The sequence below is a fragment of the Bradyrhizobium sp. NBAIM18 genome (genome assembly GCF_020193825.1).
Taxonomy (GTDB): Bacteria; Pseudomonadota; Alphaproteobacteria; order Rhizobiales; family Xanthobacteraceae; genus Bradyrhizobium; species Bradyrhizobium yuanmingense.
In genome coordinates this window covers 298,733-315,081 of the sequence record NZ_JADYVO010000005.1, presented here as the reverse complement: position 1 = coordinate 315,081, position 16,349 = coordinate 298,733, and the positions used below count along the sequence as shown (strand labels likewise).

At 62.9% G+C, this 16,349-nt stretch carries 19 protein-coding genes; 7 read left to right on the top strand and 12 right to left on the bottom strand.

All coding sequences use genetic code 11. The features are described from left to right. Positions 1–49 precede the first annotated feature (49 nt). The 5 genes from I6F17_RS14550 to I6F17_RS14530 form a co-directional block, all read right to left on the bottom strand. Positions 50–2,317 (bottom strand): polysaccharide biosynthesis tyrosine autokinase, encoded by a 2,268-nt coding sequence (locus I6F17_RS14550; RefSeq protein ID WP_225124586.1) that lies wholly within the window; start codon positions 2,315–2,317, stop codon positions 50–52. 251 nt (positions 2,318–2,568) lie between these two features. Next, positions 2,569–3,180 (bottom strand): hypothetical protein, encoded by a 612-nt coding sequence (locus tag I6F17_RS14545; RefSeq protein WP_225124585.1) that lies wholly within the window; start codon positions 3,178–3,180, stop codon positions 2,569–2,571. Between the two features lie 142 nt (positions 3,181–3,322). After that, entirely contained in the window at positions 3,323–4,810 is a 1,488-nt protein-coding gene (locus I6F17_RS14540) for an O-antigen ligase family protein (RefSeq protein WP_225124584.1), read from the bottom strand. A gap of 30 nt (positions 4,811–4,840) precedes the next feature. Further along, positions 4,841–5,422: a hypothetical protein gene (locus tag I6F17_RS14535; RefSeq protein ID WP_225124583.1), complete on the bottom strand. Its 582-nt coding sequence runs from the start codon at positions 5,420–5,422 to the stop codon at positions 4,841–4,843. Positions 5,423–5,592: 170 nt separating this feature from the next. Next, a complete protein-coding gene (locus I6F17_RS14530) occupies positions 5,593–6,795 on the bottom strand; it encodes a polysaccharide biosynthesis/export family protein (protein ID WP_225124582.1) in 1,203 nt (400 codons plus the stop codon). Between the two features lie 484 nt (positions 6,796–7,279). On the opposite strand from I6F17_RS14530, the gene I6F17_RS14525 reads away from it, so the two are divergent. The 3 genes from I6F17_RS14525 to I6F17_RS14515 all read left to right on the top strand — a co-directional run bounded on the left by I6F17_RS14525 (position 7,280) and on the right by I6F17_RS14515 (position 9,349). Beyond that, positions 7,280–7,642, top strand: a complete 363-nt coding sequence (locus I6F17_RS14525; RefSeq protein WP_225124581.1) for a hypothetical protein — start codon at positions 7,280–7,282, stop codon at positions 7,640–7,642. Positions 7,643–7,717: 75 nt separating this feature from the next. Then, a complete protein-coding gene (locus I6F17_RS14520; RefSeq protein WP_008561415.1) occupies positions 7,718–7,993 on the top strand; it encodes a hypothetical protein in 276 nt (91 codons plus the stop codon). Positions 7,994–8,077: 84 nt separating this feature from the next. Beyond that, positions 8,078–9,349 (top strand): hypothetical protein, encoded by a 1,272-nt coding sequence (locus I6F17_RS14515; protein WP_225124580.1) that lies wholly within the window; start codon positions 8,078–8,080, stop codon positions 9,347–9,349. Positions 9,350–9,360: 11 nt separating this feature from the next. On the opposite strand, the gene I6F17_RS14510 is transcribed toward I6F17_RS14515, so the two are convergent. Continuing rightward, positions 9,361–9,987 carry a transglutaminase-like cysteine peptidase gene (locus I6F17_RS14510; RefSeq protein ID WP_225124579.1) on the bottom strand — a complete coding sequence of 209 codons (627 nt, stop codon included), beginning with the start codon at positions 9,985–9,987 and terminating at the stop codon, positions 9,361–9,363. 192 nt (positions 9,988–10,179) lie between these two features. Between I6F17_RS14510 and I6F17_RS14505 the strand changes: the two genes are divergently transcribed. Together I6F17_RS14505 and I6F17_RS14500 are read left to right on the top strand one after the other, a co-directional pair. Continuing rightward, on the top strand, positions 10,180–10,917 hold the full coding sequence (locus I6F17_RS14505; protein WP_036035499.1) for a metallophosphoesterase family protein: 738 nt from the start codon (positions 10,180–10,182) through the stop codon (positions 10,915–10,917). A 20-nt stretch (positions 10,918–10,937) separates the two neighbouring features. Further along, on the top strand, positions 10,938–11,591 hold the full coding sequence (locus I6F17_RS14500; RefSeq protein ID WP_225124578.1) for a hypothetical protein: 654 nt from the start codon (positions 10,938–10,940) through the stop codon (positions 11,589–11,591). Position 11,592: 1 nt separating this feature from the next. On the opposite strand, the gene I6F17_RS14495 is transcribed toward I6F17_RS14500, so the two are convergent. Continuing rightward, positions 11,593–11,970, bottom strand: coding sequence for a hypothetical protein (locus I6F17_RS14495; RefSeq protein ID WP_225124577.1), 378 nt, complete (start codon positions 11,968–11,970; stop codon positions 11,593–11,595). Positions 11,971–12,416: 446 nt separating this feature from the next. Between I6F17_RS14495 and I6F17_RS14490 the strand changes: the two genes are divergently transcribed. Further along, positions 12,417–12,794 carry a hypothetical protein gene (locus I6F17_RS14490; protein ID WP_225124576.1) on the top strand — a complete coding sequence of 126 codons (378 nt, stop codon included), beginning with the start codon at positions 12,417–12,419 and terminating at the stop codon, positions 12,792–12,794. Positions 12,795–12,841: 47 nt separating this feature from the next. Here the strand turns inward: I6F17_RS14490 and I6F17_RS14485 are convergent, their stop codons facing one another. Next, entirely contained in the window at positions 12,842–13,084 is a 243-nt protein-coding gene (locus I6F17_RS14485; protein WP_225124575.1) for a hypothetical protein, read from the bottom strand. A 96-nt stretch (positions 13,085–13,180) separates the two neighbouring features. Further along, positions 13,181–13,423 (bottom strand): hypothetical protein, encoded by a 243-nt coding sequence (locus I6F17_RS14480; protein ID WP_036035522.1) that lies wholly within the window; start codon positions 13,421–13,423, stop codon positions 13,181–13,183. A 183-nt stretch (positions 13,424–13,606) separates the two neighbouring features. On the opposite strand from I6F17_RS14480, the gene I6F17_RS14475 reads away from it, so the two are divergent. After that, complete coding sequence (locus I6F17_RS14475) at positions 13,607–14,818, top strand: hypothetical protein (protein ID WP_225124574.1); 1,212 nt, start codon at positions 13,607–13,609, stop codon at positions 14,816–14,818. A gap of 16 nt (positions 14,819–14,834) precedes the next feature. On the opposite strand, the gene I6F17_RS14470 is transcribed toward I6F17_RS14475, so the two are convergent. The 3 genes from I6F17_RS14470 to I6F17_RS14460 all read right to left on the bottom strand — a co-directional run bounded on the left by I6F17_RS14470 (position 14,835) and on the right by I6F17_RS14460 (position 15,965). Continuing rightward, positions 14,835–15,113, bottom strand: coding sequence for a hypothetical protein (locus I6F17_RS14470; protein ID WP_225112340.1), 279 nt, complete (start codon positions 15,111–15,113; stop codon positions 14,835–14,837). Positions 15,114–15,276: 163 nt separating this feature from the next. Next, positions 15,277–15,693 carry a hypothetical protein gene (locus I6F17_RS14465; protein ID WP_036011274.1) on the bottom strand — a complete coding sequence of 139 codons (417 nt, stop codon included), beginning with the start codon at positions 15,691–15,693 and terminating at the stop codon, positions 15,277–15,279. Positions 15,694–15,734: 41 nt separating this feature from the next. Next, positions 15,735–15,965 (bottom strand): hypothetical protein, encoded by a 231-nt coding sequence (locus I6F17_RS14460; RefSeq protein WP_225124573.1) that lies wholly within the window; start codon positions 15,963–15,965, stop codon positions 15,735–15,737. Between the last annotated feature and the right edge of the window lie 384 nt (positions 15,966–16,349).

The following is a 16,349-nucleotide window of genomic DNA, read 5'->3' as shown; positions in this document are numbered from 1 at the left end:
TCCCAGTCGCCATTTCAAGAAGCTCAAGAACCAATCTGCGGACGGCCCACTACTCCACGTATCCATAGCGCGCGTAATACTTTTGATAGTAATAACGTCCGTGATACGATTCATAACGCGCAAGTGCCCTCGTATCCGCCTTGTTCAAGACTACGCCCAGCAGCTTATCCTGGATCTCGGGCGCGGTGCGCAGATTATGCCTGACGACGTCGATTTTGGTTTTGCCCCATTCCAGCACGAAGATGTAGGAGTCGACAAAGCTGGACGTGACACGCACGTCCACAACGGGCGCCATCGGCGGCATGTCAATCACTACGTAGTCGAATTGGGTGCGGAGCAGAGAGACCAGCTCACGCATCGCCTTCGAGGCCAAGATCTCGTTGGTGTGCAACAATTTCGAGGTGGTACCGGCCGGCAAGATCGAGAGCTGCGTCTCCGGATCGAGCAACAGCGCATCCTCGAGCTTGACCTTCTGCGCGATGACGTCGACCAGGCCGGCCTCCGCGTCCGGCACCAGCGCACGCGAGAGTGACGGGTTGCGCAGGTCACCATCAACCAGAATGACGCGCGCACCGCCATGCGCCACGAGTTGAGCGAGATTGCTCGAGAGCGTGCTCTTGCCTTCGTTCGGTAAGGTCGAGGTGGTCGCCAGCACACGATTCTCGCGCAAGATTTGATTGAGATCGGCAGCAACCTTCACCGAACGTACGGCTTCGGAAAAGCGCGATAACGGATTGCCCACGACATATCGCAGCAGATCAGGCTGCTGGCTGCTACTTCCAAATCCCCGACCACCCGGCATCTTCCAGCCGGACCGCGATCCGACAGGTAGAGTGCTCAGAGCCGGAAGAGTCGCGATACAGCTGACTCCAAGAGTGTCCTCGACTTGTTTCGTGGTACGAAACACTTTGTCAGTCAGCTCCCGGGCCATCGCCACACCAGAGGCCAGCATCAGGCCTCCAAGCAGACCGACGCCCAGAACGAGGAGAGATTTCGGATAGCTCTTCCACAGCGGCATGGTCGCTGCGCTAATCACGCGCGCCTCGGTGATCGGGAACGACTGCTGCTGGACGCTTTCCATATAGCGCTGCAGAAAATTGTCGTACATCGCCTGGTAGCTCTGCGCATTGCTCTCGAGCTCGCGAAGCTGCACCTGAGCCTGATTGGTGAGCTGGGATTCCGAGACAACATTGGCGAGGCTCGACTTGATGCTTTCCTCACGGGTCATAGCAATATCGTAGTCGCTCTTGTAAGACTCCTGAATACGTCTCAGTTCATCCCGGATGTTCTTCTTGATCTCCGCCATCTGACTGCGCAGATTCACGGCCGCGAGGTGATCCCGGCCATATTTGGCCGACCAGATCGATTCCTTGGAAGCCATATCGACATATTGCGCGCGCAGTTTGACGATGGTCTCATTCTTCAACGCATCGGCAACATTGGCGTCAGGGATATCCTGCTTCTGGATGTCATTCATGCGATCCAGCCGCGCCCTGGCCTCGGCGGTGGCTGCACGCGCCAGGATAAGCTGGCTGTTGACCTCGGCAAGTTGTTGCTCGTTCATCAGCCGTCCGCCGGTGTCGACGATATTGTTAGTGGTCTTGAAGTCCACCACCGCCTTTTGCGCGGCGGATGCCTGGGTACGCAGTTCCTTGATGCGGTCCTGGAGCCAGACGCTGGCGCGGCGAGTCGACTGGTATTTGGCCTCGAGCTGATCGACGATATAAGAGTCTACGATCGCATTTGCGATCTTCGCCGCTTTCCCCGGATCCTTCGATGTGAAGGCAACCTCCATCACATAGGTGCCTTTGATCCGGGAGACGTTGCGGTTCTTTTCGAAGCGTCCCAGCGCATTGCGGACTTGCTCGTATTCAGACAGCGAATGCTGCTCGGAGAACAGGCTGCCCGCAAAGCTGAGAACCGAGCCAAGCAGGCCGGCGTCCGAGCCGGTAAATTCAGGATCGTCGACGAGATGCAAATCACGGATCACAGCGAGGCTGATGTTCTCAGATTTCAGGATCTCAACTTGGGTCTCAACTGCTGCAGCATCTACGGCAACGTCACCAAGCATCGACTGCTGCTGAAACAACTGCACCTTGCGGGTGTCGATCACCATGGAGGCAGTGGCGGTGAACTGCGGCGCGGCGGTGAAGAGATAGAGCAGTGCGAGGATCACACAGGCCGACGCGATCGCGACCATGGTCGGGAACTGACGGCGAACGATATCGAGGTAGGAGGTCAGCGTCTGAGACGCAGAGCCATCAGCCTCGGTGAAATCACGGTTGATCTCCGGCGACGGCTTGTTCACCTGCAACATCTAGTAATTCCTGAAAATGGATCGATGCGTTCTTGAGGATTGGAAAATCTACTAACTGCCGCAGCTGCATTCGTAGCAAACCCGCGCCACACGAGAGACTAGCACACTCTCGTGTTCAATTGAACGCGCCTGATGCGCCGCACAGTGTCCCCCGCGTGACATTTCATGTGAAGCTTAACGGTCCAAAAGCAAAGCGGCGCCCGCTGGCGCCGCTGCCGTCTCCTAGAATGCAGCCTGCGGGCCGGCCTCAATCAGAACGGGCTGACGCTGTTGGCGGCGGTGCCGACACCGACGCCGAAGGTGCCGGGCGGGATGTTGGCGGTCGTATTGTTGCCGAACACGACGATGCCGCTGCTGCCGCCGCCGCTGGGGAAGCCGTTACCTGTCGGCCCGCCTCCGCCGCTGCCGCCACCGCCCGCGCCGCCGGCCGCGGCGATTGCCACGTCGCCGGTCGCGGCCTGGTAGGCGGCGATCACGTCTGGGTTGCCGGTACCGGCGATCGCCGTTTGGATCTCATTGGCGTAGGCCTGATCCTGCTGCGCGGCCATGCGGGCGACCTGGGCGAGGCCGGCGACGATCGCGTTCATCTGGTCCTTGGTGGTCGCGGGATCCTTCAGGAGCGCGATCAGGCCGGGCAGCGTGGTCGGATCGGAGGCGCCGAGGTCGCGCACGCGCGAGATCAGTTGCGGGCCGCCGGTCGGATATTGCTGCAGCAGGCTGTTGGGGGAAGACTTGAACTCGGAAATTACGGTGGCCGGCAGCTGGCGCTGCGGCGGGTAAATGGCGGCGTTGACGGCCGAAGTGATCGTGGCGGCGAGCGCCGCGGCGGCAGCCATGCGAAGCGCGTTTCTGATAACTCTCATAAAACAACCTCCAAAAAATCAGCTGCCCCGATCTGCGTCCTCGGCCCGGGCAAAATGGCTGTGCAGTGCAAGAACCTAGCGAAAGAAAGAAGGGCTGTCCATTTATACTAAAAGCTTCGTAAACGGCGCAACTGCTTCAAATCTAGACAGTTTTGTGAAGCTCGGGCCGAGCGCGGGAAGCTGGAGGCGCGGTTGCAAGGTGGCCCTCGCCTCGCGGTGCGGTGGCGCTGGCGCCCGCGCTCGCGCGGCCCTCCCGACTCGAAAAGGACTGTGCCAGGCCGGCGCCGAAAAGCGCAAAGAACGGAATGCTGTAGCCGGGCATCTGGAGCGTGAAGTCGAGGCACGAATGCAGCAGCGACAGCGTCGCGGTCGCCGCGGCCGAAAGCGGAATGATGACCTCGCGCCGGCGGGTGAACACGCCCTTCGCCAACACCAGCAGCATGATGGCCCAGCCGAGCGCCACCAGCAGCGCCATCGGGATGCCTACCTCGGAGGCAAGCTCCAGCGGCGTCGAATGCGCGGCATCCCAGACGCCGCGAATCGAGATGTTCGGGCTGCGGTACGGCGGGAAGGCCCATTGGAAGGTGCCCATGCCGGTGCCGAACCAGGGATTGTCGGCGATGATCCGGAGCGTCGATTTCCAGGCCTCGATGCGGCCCTCGTCGACCAGGCCCTGGCTGTCGAAGCGGCTGGAGACGCGGCCGCCGAGCAGCTGCAACAGGCCGAGCGCGACGGCGGCTCCAGAGCCGAGCGAGATCCAGATGCCGGTGCGCGGCGGCAGGTCCTTGCGCAGGAACAGCGTGAAGGCGACGATCATCGCCAGCAGCGACAGGCCGACGCCGGCGCGCGAGGTCGTCATGAACATCGCCATCAGGCAGATCAACAGGCATGCGAGTTGCGGCAGTATTTCCTTCGGCGGGATCGCGCGCAGGTCGAGCGACAGGCGGCGCCATTCGATGTGCCGCTCCGGCAGGCGGCGGCGGACGTCCTCCAGGATCAGCAGCATCCAGATCACCGCAGCCGAGCCGAAATAGGTCGCCGCCGTGTTGCGGTTGATGAAGGTGCCGGTGACGCTGCCGAGATACGCCGTCTTGTCCCGCCACAGGATCATGGTCGGCTCGATCAGGAACGAGGCGACGCCGTAGAGGGCGTAAGCCGCGCCCGATATCGCGATGACCCAGAGCAGGCGGCGCGCGCGCATCCGGTCGGCGCCGATTGTGATGCCGAGCACGATGGCGAGGATGTTGGCAAGCGGCGCGCCAAGGGCGAAGAACGCCTCGTTCTTGACGATCGAAGCGGACGGGGCGATCGGCACCCCAAGCAGATCCGAGGCCTGCTTCCAGATCGGCTGGAACGGCGCGACCCAGGGATGATCGGAAAGCTGCTCGTGCAGCACGAAAGCGTAAGCAGCAACGATCACGCCGATGCCGGCGAGCAGCCAGAGATGCGGCGGGCGCAAATCGCGCGTCGGCGCGAAGATCACCGCGATGCCGAGACACAGGCACCAGAACGCGATCGACAGATCATTGGTCGAGCCGAACGGAAACGGCGCGCCGGCGGCCACGAAGAACAGGATGAAGACCGCGGGCAAACTCCACGACCAGCGAATCTTGGGAAGCCAAAGGCGCATCGTTATGTCTTGCGAGCTTTGCTCTTGGGCTTAGAGGAAGCAATCGATCGGATAGATCTTCAGATCGACGTTGAGGCGGCTGCTCCGGCTCTGCGCCCGGAACGCGTAGAATAATCCAAAGCTATCACTCCCCTGATCGAGTTTTATTCCGGGGGTTAGTTCATCCGGCGGGACCAGGACGCCGATGTGCCGGTTGATGGCGGAAATCTCGATCCGCCCCTCCCCTTGCGCAAAATGCCCGCCGAGCTGGGTCACCGTGACCTTCGGCAGGCCGCGGCGCTGATGGCAGACATCCTCCTCCCACAGCTTGGTCTGCTGCACCAGTGGCTTGCCCGGGCTATCGGGCACGACGATGTCGGGGAAGGACGGACGCAACATGCCGAAGAACTTGCTCTCCTTGGAGTTCGCTGAGAGGCGAACCGTGAAGGACAGCTCGCCCCTGGCGCCCTTCAGGTGCGCCAGGACGGGAGCATCAGGCTCGGCGGAAACCATCACATCGATGCGGTGACGCACGCCCATCTCCGCGGCAGCACCGAGCACCGGCCCGACCGGTGCAAGCGCGAAGGTAAGCGGGACGATAGCCAAAAGAAGGAAAAACGTTCGAAAGCGCATGAAGCCCTTTGCAACAGAACGGGATGACCGGCGGCGGGCGCGTTCTACTCGATGACGCCTTGATCCGAACCGGCTCGCCGGCCGGCGACAATACCGGTTGGACCGCTAAACGAAAATGGCACCGGGACAAAGCCCCGGTGCCATCGTCTTTGGTCGGTCAAGTCGGCGTCTTACGGCGCCAGCTTGATGTTGTTGCGGAAGATCAGCGCATCGTTGGCGAGGTTCACCGCGTCTCCGCCGGTCGCCATGATCACACGCAGGTAGTTCAGGAACTTGGCAACTTCGACGTTGCGCGAGTTCGAGACGTAGATGATGTCGCCGTTCTTCATCATGACCTTGGTGGCGAGGAAGAAGCCGCCCGGATCGCGGAAGTTCACGTTGAAGATGACCGGGATCGTCTCCGAGGTGTACTTGCTCACGTCGATGCCGAGCTGGGCCGCAACCTCGCGCGGCTCGCGACGATAGAGATACACGGCAGCCGGATCGGCCTGGCCGTCCAGGAGACCGCCGGCCTTGCCGACGGCTTCGCCGAGGTTGATGCGCCAGGCGTCGAAGTTGAACTCGCCGCTCTGGCCGCTGGCGCCGAACGCCAGGAACTTCTGCTGCTCGCGATAGACGTAGATGCTGTCGTCGGGACGCACATAGACGTTGTTCTCGGGCGCCATCACGAGATTCTCGAACGGTACGGTGGCCCGCCGTCCGCCACGCTCCAGCATGACCCAGGTCTCGAAGCCTTGGCCCTTGATGCCGCCGGCGCGGGTGATCGCATCGAGCACGCGATCCTTCGCGCCCGCCGCGCTCGCGGGATAACGCGCCGGCGAATTGACCTCGCCAAGCACGCTGATCAGCTGGGTGCGCTGCGAGGACATCGCCACGACCGCCTGCGGCTCGATGGCGCGGTTGCCGATCCTCTCGACGATCGCGCGCTGGATTTGGACCGCCGTCAGGCCCGCGGCCTTGATCTGACCGGCATAGGGCACGGTGATGAAGCCATCATTGTCGACTGACTGATCCGGGATCGTCACATAGTTGCCCGGGCGGACACCGGCTTCCGCCGGGATGAACAGACCGCCTGCTGCGGCTTCGAAGATGGTGACGCTGACGACGTCGCCGATGCCGAACACGATGCTGGCAGGCGGGCGGCGGTCGGTGAACACGCCGGCGAGGCCCTTGGGCTCGTGGGTGTGCAGGATCTTCACGGTCGCCGGATTGAGCGGCACCAGCTCGTAAGCCGGCGCGTTTTCTGTCTGGATCTTGTTGTTGACGTCGTCCGTCAGCGGTCCCGACCCCGGATTGGTCGAACACGCCCCGAGCGCCAAAGCAGCCGCCAGCAACGCAGGCATCAACACGTAGGTCTTGGCAATAGATGACATGAATCGCGCCCGAGGGTCCCCAATTGACGTAAATTGGTACGGCCTAGGGGGTGGTGCGACAAGTGTTCCCGGTGGTTAACGGAGCGATCCGTTGGCCACTGTTGCGTGCAGGCCACTGTTTGGGGCCTCGTTTAACCCTTTGTGACCATTTGTTGTATTTCGTGTGCCCGCTTCGAGCGCAAATCGCCCTAGTCGAGGGCTCAGCGTGTCGAGCGCAAGGCTTCTTAGCCTCGCCGCCGTCTGCTAAAGCTGGGCCCGTTAAGAGCAGGAATCCCCCTTGTCTGGCCTCCTTCTGATCCCGCTATTGGCGGGTTCCCTCCTTGGCGCGGCTGATCGCTCCTGGAGTTCCGCCACGTCCTGCCCTGGCAGCGCAGCCTCCTGTCACGGCGCACCCGTTGTTGCCGTCGCCGCTCCTGCGTCCTCCTCCGTCTGGAAATTCACCCGGACCCAAGGGGCCAAGGACGGCGAGAGCTTCGCAGCCATCATGAAGACTGCCGACACCACCCAATCGGACCCGGACTTCGCCGGCCTGATCGTGCGCTGCGCCCCGAAGGGCAAGGTCGACGTGCTGGTGGCCTTGATCCGGCCCTTCCCGCCCCGGAGCCGCCCCAAGGTGACCATCGCAGCGAGCGGTGGCGGCACCCTGAGGTTCGAGGGCAGCATGGCGGCCGCGGGAGCGGCCGTGCTGTTGCCGGACGAGGTCTCGGCCTTTGCCGCCGGGAAGTGGCAGACGACGACCTCCCTGGCCGTGGTGGTCAGGGAAGGCGACAGCGAAATCAAGGGTATGGTGGCGCTCAACGGGCTGCGGGAGGCCTATCATTCGCTGCTGGCAAATTGCGGCCAATAGGCTAAATTTAGCCATACAACTTAAGGGTCTTTTTAGGCGGGGAATCTAGGGTCCGGAGCACGGAGAGTGTTTCGGATGACCGCCTTTTTGATTTTCAGCTTTCTCACGGGTGCCGTGCTGGGCCAACGCTTTCGCGTGTTCGTGCTCCTGCCGGTCACATTTGCGCTGGTGCTCACCATGCTGCCGGTCAGCATGATGACCAGCCTTGGCTTCCTTGAGGGCATGAAGGCTGCGGCGTTCGCGGCCATCGCCCTCCAGGGCGGTTACCTCTTCGGCTCGGGGGCGCGCTTTGCCCTTGCCGCCGCACGCGCCACCCGCGTCTTCGGTCGGCCGGTCAAGGCCACGCGCTGATCGCAACGCAAGCCTCTGTTTGAAAACGCACCGCTCGCTTGTATGGTGACCTGACCGTTTCAGGATTCGCTTCGAGCGCGCCGTTTGTCCCTCGCTTATTTTGCCCTCATCGTTTCCATCGTCTCCGCTTCCGCTCTCGAAATCGCCGGCGCCTCATTGGGCGCGCAGCTGGGGTCGATCGCCGCAGCGCTAGGCCTGCTGGCCGCGGCCTCGAGCTCGCGCAAGGCCGACTACGAGCACTACGTCCGTGCGACCTCCTGGGGCCGCTGGATTCTGCTCGCCATTCCGCTGTGCATCGCGGCCCAGCTCGCTCCGCTTCCGCTGCGCTTTGCGCATCCGATCTGGGCCAGCGCCCACGAGGGGATCGGTGGCCTGTCGCTCGGGCCGATCACGGCTGATATCGGCTTGACGGTGAACGCGCTGCTGCTGGCGCTCGCCGCGATCTCATTGCTCGGCGTCGCGATCCTGGTGGTTCGCAACCGCGGCCGTGCCGAGCTGGTTCTGTTCGTGCTGAGCGGCGTAACCGCGATCTCCGCCTTGATGTTGGACCTGCATCGGCTCTCGCCGGCGCTTGCCGTATCCGTGCCCCATGACCTCACGACGAGCCTGGCCGGGCTCGGCCTCATGCTCAATCTGGCGGTGATGCAGCTCGCCGCTGAACGGGCGGAGACGCATCATTCGATCGTTCGCTCGGTCGCGATCGGACTTTGCGGTCTGGTCGGAGCCTTGGTCAGTGCCGCCGCGATCTTTGGGCTGTCCGGGACCAACAGCGCCATGGCAGCAGCCTTTGGCGTCGTGCTGATCCTGCTGATCCTCGTCATCCGCAGACTCGATCTGTCGCCATTGGCCGCGAGCGCGTTGTCGGTGGCAGCCCTGATCGGCGCGGCGATCGTGCTGACCTTCCTGTTCGAAAAGAATTCCGGACCGATCCTCCTGCGGCTCGTTCCGGAGATGGGGACCGAGACCAAGGCCGCGCTTGAGCGGATGCTGGCCGACACCCGCTGGTTCGGCGCCGGCGCCGGGACTTTTGCTGCGGTGGGCAGAATCTATCAGAGCGATGCCGGCGCCGTCCTGACGGCGCCCTCGGCGGCCACATCCGTGTTCGCGGGGATGGGGTGGGTCGGCTTGGTCGCCATGATCGCGGTGAGCCTGCTTGCTTTGGTTCGCCTGTTCGTCGGCGCCCTGCAGCGCGGACGCGACTCGTTCTTTCCGGCGGCGGCCGCGGCCTGCGTCCTGTTTGCGCTGGTTCAGAGCTTTGCCGGTCCCGGATTGCTGCACCCGGCAGCAATCCTTTGCCTTTCGGTGATCTTGGGACTGGGACTGTCGCAGAGCGTCAGCCAATCCGGATCACGATAGCGCGCGGTTGATCAGACCGCGCGGTCGCCGAGCGAGGCCCAGTAGTTCGGATTCTTGGGCGACTGGATGCGGACCCAGCGATAGGGCTTCTTCGACCACGGCATGATGTGGCCGGAGAGATTGTCCAGCACGAGATCGCCGGAGAAGGTGCGCACCACGACCACGAGATGATGCTCGCCCCAGCTGGTCACGACCTCGCTCAGCAGCACCGAGCGCGCCGGAAAGCCCTTGGCGATCAGATCGTGGCGTTTTGTCACGGCATAGTCGTTGCAGTCGCCGCTCGCCGGATGCAGCAGCCACTTTTCGCCGCGCAGCCCTTCCAGATTGGCCTCGGGACGGATCGCGGTGTTGACCTGCTGGTTGACCTCTTGCATTTGCGCCATGCGCTCGGCCGTCAGCTTCAGGCGGCCGCCCCGGAAGACGATCCGCTGCGGCCGCGGCTTGCACTCGTCCTTGTACTTCAGGCAGAAGAGCGTGAACGCCATCGGCGGCAGCGTCGGCTGGTCGAACTTGATGTAGTGGATGGCACCACGCAGCCCCAGGGGCGCCCCGACGAAGGCGGCTTCCGCTTTCTGCTGCACCCCCGCAGCAACGACGATGGCGGCGACGGCCGCCAGGAACTTCACAACTTTGCGCATGTCGCGCTCCCCGTTCTTGTTGGGGAGACGCTACGCGAGACCTCTTGAAATACGGCTCAAAGGCCACGCGAGGCTTTAATCAAAATGCGGGCTCATCGGTCGGAAACAATTAAGAATACCGATGTGTGACTTGTTCTGCTAAGAGCGGTCACGACTTCCGCTCGTGACGCTGGATGCGATTCGACCGACCCGATGGGCCTTTCCTCCCGCTTTCGCAAGAAGACCAAGCCGCGGCTTCCCGACGGCGTCCGCGTCTATGCGATCGGCGACGTGCATGGCCGCGCCGACTTGCTTCAATCGCTGTTAACCGTGATCGACGCCGATCTGGCCCGCTCGGCCCCCCAACGCGCCATTCAGGTCTTTCTCGGCGACTATGTCGACCGCGGACCGGACTCGCGCGCCGTTCTTGATGTCCTGATCGAACGCTCGAAGTCGCACGAGACGGTTTGTCTGAAGGGCAATCACGAGGTCTTCCTGCTCGAGGTGCTGAAGGACCCCTCCCGCCTGCAGGAGTGGCGCCACTATGGCGGCCTCCTGACGCTGGTCTCCTACGGCATCACGCCGACGATGAACCCTTCCGCCGAGCAGCAGGTCGAGCTGATCGAGGGACTGAGACGTGCGCTCCCGCCGGAGCACCTCGCCTTCCTCCAGCAATTGCCCTCGTCCTTTACCTGCGGCGACTTCTTCTTCGTCCATGCCGGCGTCAAGCCCGGCGTCCCGCTCGATCGCCAGAAGGATGAGGATCTGCTCTGGATCCGCGAGGAATTCCTCGCCTCCGAGGAGCGCTTCGGCAAATACATCGTTCACGGCCATACGCCGGTCAGCGCGCCCGATATCCGCTCGAACCGCATCAACATCGACACCGGCGCTTATGCGACCGGCAACTTGACCCTGTTGACGATCCAAGGCGATAGTCTTCTCGCAATTTGAAAGCTTAGGCCGCAACTTCGGTGATCACGCTTCGCGCCATTGGCATCTTGACCGCGATCGCGCTGGCGCTCCACGCCGGCATGACATTCTATGGCGATCTCGTACGACCGAACTTTCGCGCCAGCGACTTGTTCTCGGGCGAGATTCCGCCGGACAAGGCCAAGCTCGCGGCCGCAGGCAGCCTGGCATCCTTTTCGTGGGATGGCGACCTCCTGGCAAATCATGCGGCGGCAATGGCCGCCGACGTTCTGCATCGTCCGTCGGCCGAGGCAGGCGGAAGAGCCAGCGAGAACAAGACGGCCCAAGCCGCTGTCGTGGCAGCCTTGAAAGTTTCGCCGATCAGGCCGGCGCTCTGGCTCACGCTCGGCACGCTACAGGCCCAGGCCGGCGAGGCGGTCACGCCTGCGGTGAAGATGTCGTACCTGACCGGGTCGGTGCCGATCGACGTTGCCTTCTCACGCGTCCGCACCGTGACCTCGAGCGCCGCTGCCACCGACGAGGAGATCAAGCTGCTGGCGCAATCCGACATCCGCTCGGCGCTGGTCAACCGCTCGCGCTACGAGCCGCTGCTGATCGCGGCCTATGTGCAGGCAACTCCGCAAGGCAAGTCGCTGCTGCTGGAGACGACGAAGGTGACCGATCCAAGATTCAACGAGATCTTGCGGCGGTATTAACTCAGCGCACCGATTTCGGGTTGACCGGCACGAAGTCCTGATCGCGGCGCGGCTGATCGGATCGCCCCTGGTAGACGAACATGCCCTTCTTGGTGGCGACGATGTCGCCTGGCTGCAGGCTGTCGTCGCGAAGCAGACGTTCGGTCGCGACGAGGTCCGGATCTTCCGGGATCGGCTTGTAGAGCTCCGGATGCTCGCGCCGCTCGCGCGCAACCCCCTTGGCACGGCGCCGCGCATCCTCAATGCGCTGCCGCCATTCGTCGCGCGAGACTTCCGGCTCGCTCGGCGGAAGATAGTCGTTGATGGACGGCTCCGGCTCGGTCTGAGCATGGCACGAGAGCGGGCAGGCGTAGAGAGCCAATCCGACAGCGGCAGCCACGGCCGCCTGAACCGGGGCGCGCGCCGGTCTCCGGCGCTCTGACAGGGACTTGCAGCGGACGGGTCGCACTCCGATGACTCCGATGGCGGGCCGAGCGGCAGCCGCAACTTCAGCTGATGCGGCTTCCAATTGCAACATTTTCGGAACGCGGCGGTCGTCCATTCAAAAAGCGAGAAAACAACCCCATGCACAGTAGCCGGCACCAACCGAATCAATGGCTTACGCGTTTTCCGAAATCCGGGTTGATCCGTCGGGCAAAACAGGGCTAATATGGCATGATCCGGAGCGAGGCTGACCGATGATCGACCTATCTGCGATCGGCATCGGATGAGCGCCGCAAGGACAATGGCGTCGTTCACAATGGCGTCGTTCACAATGGCGTCGTTCTAAGGCCTCGTTAGACCATCGCTGCTAGACTTTGGCATCCGTTGATGGAGTTGCCGAGAATGCGTGCAAGCCTGGTATCGTTGTTGCGTGTTGCCGTTGCGGCGTATGCCATGTCCGCCCTCACGGCTCACGCCAGCCCGCTCTGCATCAAGGAGCGCACGCCCTTCGCCTTGTCCCACGACACGGTGAAATGGACGATGTCGATCGCGCCTGGAGCCGACTGCATTCAGGGACTGCGTTGGTCTCATATGCAGATCTTCAGCGTGTCGGTCGTGAGCGGACCATCACGGGGACAATTGGCGGTGGTCGGGTCCGGCTTTCGCTATTCTGCAGAAAGGGAAGCGCGAGGCGCCGACAAGTTCACGCTGCTGATTTCGGGCAAGAACCGTCATGATCCCGGGACGTCGACTCTGGAGGTCGAAGTCAACCCGCAATAGGCAGGCCCACGACGCGCGAAGGGGTATCTACTTCGCCCGAAAACGCTTTAGTAACGTCGGCTCGACCCGCTGCCCCGCGTTGTGTTCCCGCGATAGGGCCGGGCTCGTCCGTAAGTCGTCACGGGCGGCTCGATCCGGCTCGGGATATTCGGCGTCGCGTTGGGGCGCGCGGGCTGCGACGGGTTGACGATGATCACATTGCGGTTGGGCGTCGACGGATCGCTGACGCCCTGGGCCCAGGCGCCCGCAGGCACCACAAGGGCGAGTGTGATCAAGACTATTCGTTTCATGCGATATCTCCCGAGCAAGAACGTCAGGGAGGCGAAGACCGTTCCTTCACGACGGCATCACGGTTCGTTGCGCGACCTCACCGCGGCACGGGTGACCTAGCGAGGCACCGCGATCAGCTTGCCATTCCTCCAGACACCTTGGGCCGCCTGTCCGGTAGAACCGCTACCCACGTTCCGGACAGCCGTAGGCCGCGAGGCAGCCTGGGTGGTCTGCTTCTTTTTGTCGGTCGTCGTCACGATGCTGGAGCTAGTCGTGTTGGCCTGATCCTTGGTCCCTTGTGCAGAAGCAGACTGAACCAGAAAGGCCAAAAACATGATTGCTGTCAAAATGCCGCGCATGGTCACACACCGGAGGAAGGAGCCGGTCGAAATGTCACAGGTTTCCGCCCAAAAGCAAGCGCTACGAAACGACCGCGCAGGACCTTTCCGGCCGGAGCATCAGCGTGTTTCACCGCAACCGACGCGATCCGGGGTGAAAAAACCTAGCGAAACGGCACTATCCGGGCTAGTTGATCGCTCTTGATGACCGAGACCGGCGACACCGCAGCCAACGCCTCGACGGCGCAAGAGATCAAGGCCGGGCTCGTCCGCCTGTTGTCAGAGCGGATCCGCGAAGTCTCCGGCGACCCCAGGCAAATGCGGGATGTCGTCTACGAGCTGGCTCGCGTCAAGCTTCTGGAACAATTCACCCACGCCGATGCGCGGGAAGCGCGAGAGCTCCAGCAAGTCCTCGAACGCGCCATTCGGGAGGTCGAACGCGCCTTTGAGCGAAGCGAGAGGTCTTCACCGACAAGGGATGCCTCGGTCCCCGTGGCGAATTCTCCACCGGCGAACGTCCCCGTCCCCCCGCCCATTCCGACACTCGCTGCCTCGGCATCATCAGCCATTCCGATGGCTGCCGAGACGCCGCGGCGTCCTGCCGCACCGCCAGGATCACCCGACCACCCCAAACGGAGCGGCGCTTTCAAGTCTCTCGTTCGATTGACCGCGATCCTCCTGCTCATTGCGGGCGCCGGCACCGCGGTCGTGTATTGGCCGCGGCTGAAGGCACAACTGACGGCACCGTCGCAGATGGCGCAGCCCGAACGTTCGGCCAAGAGCCCGGAGCCTCAGCTGACCGCGATTCCGACTCCCTCGGCCAGCGAGGCCGCTGAACGAATCCCGGAGAGCGCAAAGGAGCCGGCGCCGGCGGCGCACCCCTCGATGCCTTTGCCGACGACGTTCGGCGTCTACGCCTTGAGCGAGGGCCAGCTCCATGAGCTCAAGCCAGTGCCGGGAAAGATTCCGGACCGGCGGGTCGCGATCTCGGCTGCCATCAACACGCCGAGCGCGACCACTTTGATGGACGGCGACGTCAAATTCATCGTGTTCAGGCCCGACGGGGGTGTCGATGCGACCGGGACCGAAGTTCGGGTGATCGCGAAAGTGTCCCGGTCGATGGGCATCGATGCCACGGGCAAGGCCGCCATGGTCAGCGCCGGCGATTCCTGGGTCATCCGCAGCATGTCCTACCCCTACAAGGTAGGTCCGATCGACGACCAGTCGAGAATGCTGTTGCTGCAACCGGAGCAAGACGGCTTCACGCTCGCGCCCGGCCGCTACGTCGTGGTGGTCAGGGGCATGGGCTATGACTTCACCATCGCTGGGACGATCACCGATCCCAACCAATGCGTCGAGCGCATCAATGCGGCGAACGGCGCGTTCTACTCGCCCTGCCCGCCGCCGCGGCGATAACGCAGCCTTTGCTTTCCTATTTGGCCGGCTTGCTGTCCTTTGGCGCATCCGCCGGCATGTCGTCGACCTTGCCGTTGTTGGCGACGCATTTCTGGAAGTACTCGCGCTGGTCCTTGCCCGTTCCCTTGGCACTCCCCGCTGCGGGGTTGCCGATCTGCCTGGGCGGAAAGGCCTTGGCCACCGCGGCGTCACATGCCCGCGCCACTTCGGCAGTGATGGCCGACGCCGTCGCCGGCACGGCCAATGTCAAAGCGAATGCCAGCCCAACCAATGTCCGCAAATTCTTGACCGGCACGTCGTTGCTCCTTCACTCGGTGAATGCTTGCCGGACCATACCAAAAAGGAACGAGGCGCCAAACGGCAAAGCGCGCTGAATTGTCACTGCGCCCTTGTTCGGACCATGCTCCAGAGCCGCGTCTCGAAGCACGGCCGCAGAGCGCGCAGAAATATCACCGCTCCTAGCTGTTCAGCTGCGGCGGCTTGAAATCCGGAAAGCGCGTGAGCATTGCCGTCTTGACGAACTTCAAGTGGGCGATGCTGCTCGCCAATTCCTTGAGCCGGCGCTGGCCGTTCGAGATGTCGGCCGCAAAGAGATCCTGATGATGATTGTCGAGCGGCTCCCGCTCGAGATACTCATCGGTGCCGTTTCCGAAGGTGACGGAGGCACGGGCAAGCGCATCGTCGACACGCCGGTTGAGCCCGGCCTGCTCCCTCTCCGCCTCCTGCAAGGCGGTTTCGATCGCGGCCAAAACGGCACCGATCCGCCCGCGGTCGGTCTCCGCATCACGCTCGGCCGAGCGGGCCTTGAAGGTTTTGTCCTCGCGGCGGGAGCCGAGAAGATTGTGTGCGCGCGCTCTCAGGAACAGCTGAAACATCCGGGCCATCCCACATCCGAGATCCAGGCGGGTACCATCGGTCAGACGTAGTTAACAAATCCTGAATCCGGCGCCCGTGCGGTCCGGCTTTGTGCAATCCATGCCCGCCAAGCTCCCGCGTGCTTGGAATAGAGCTCGTGCCAGCGGATCTCGCCGTCGGCAGCGGCTCCTTTTCGCGCGCGGACCTCGGATGTAAATTGCCCTGTCTCGTTCGATGCGAGATCCAGCGCTTCGAACTCCGCCGTCTCTTCCGGAGACAGGCCGATCAGCACGCGATGCCCCTGGGCATCGACGAAGTATCTGCGCGGCGCGTTGTGCCTTTGATCAGTCATTCGCAGGTCCCTCGTTCATGATCCAAGGCCCCGGACGATCCTTCAGCCGCCGCTCAAAGCCACGAACAAACGCGATCAAAACGAGGACGCAAGTCGCGCCCAGCAAAGCAATCAAATACGCCATTCACGCCCACCTATGCGAGCCGCGAAAATACAGGCGGCTAGACTCTCACCATGAATTGCTACGTTCTAGGTTGCCTTTCCAAAGCTCTCAAGCGCCGCACCACGTTAACCTAACTGCGCATGGTTTATCCGACCTGGCCGCACGGCAGGATCAGTGTGCGCTCACATGGCTGTGCGCCTACGATGGATGCTCGCTCTGCT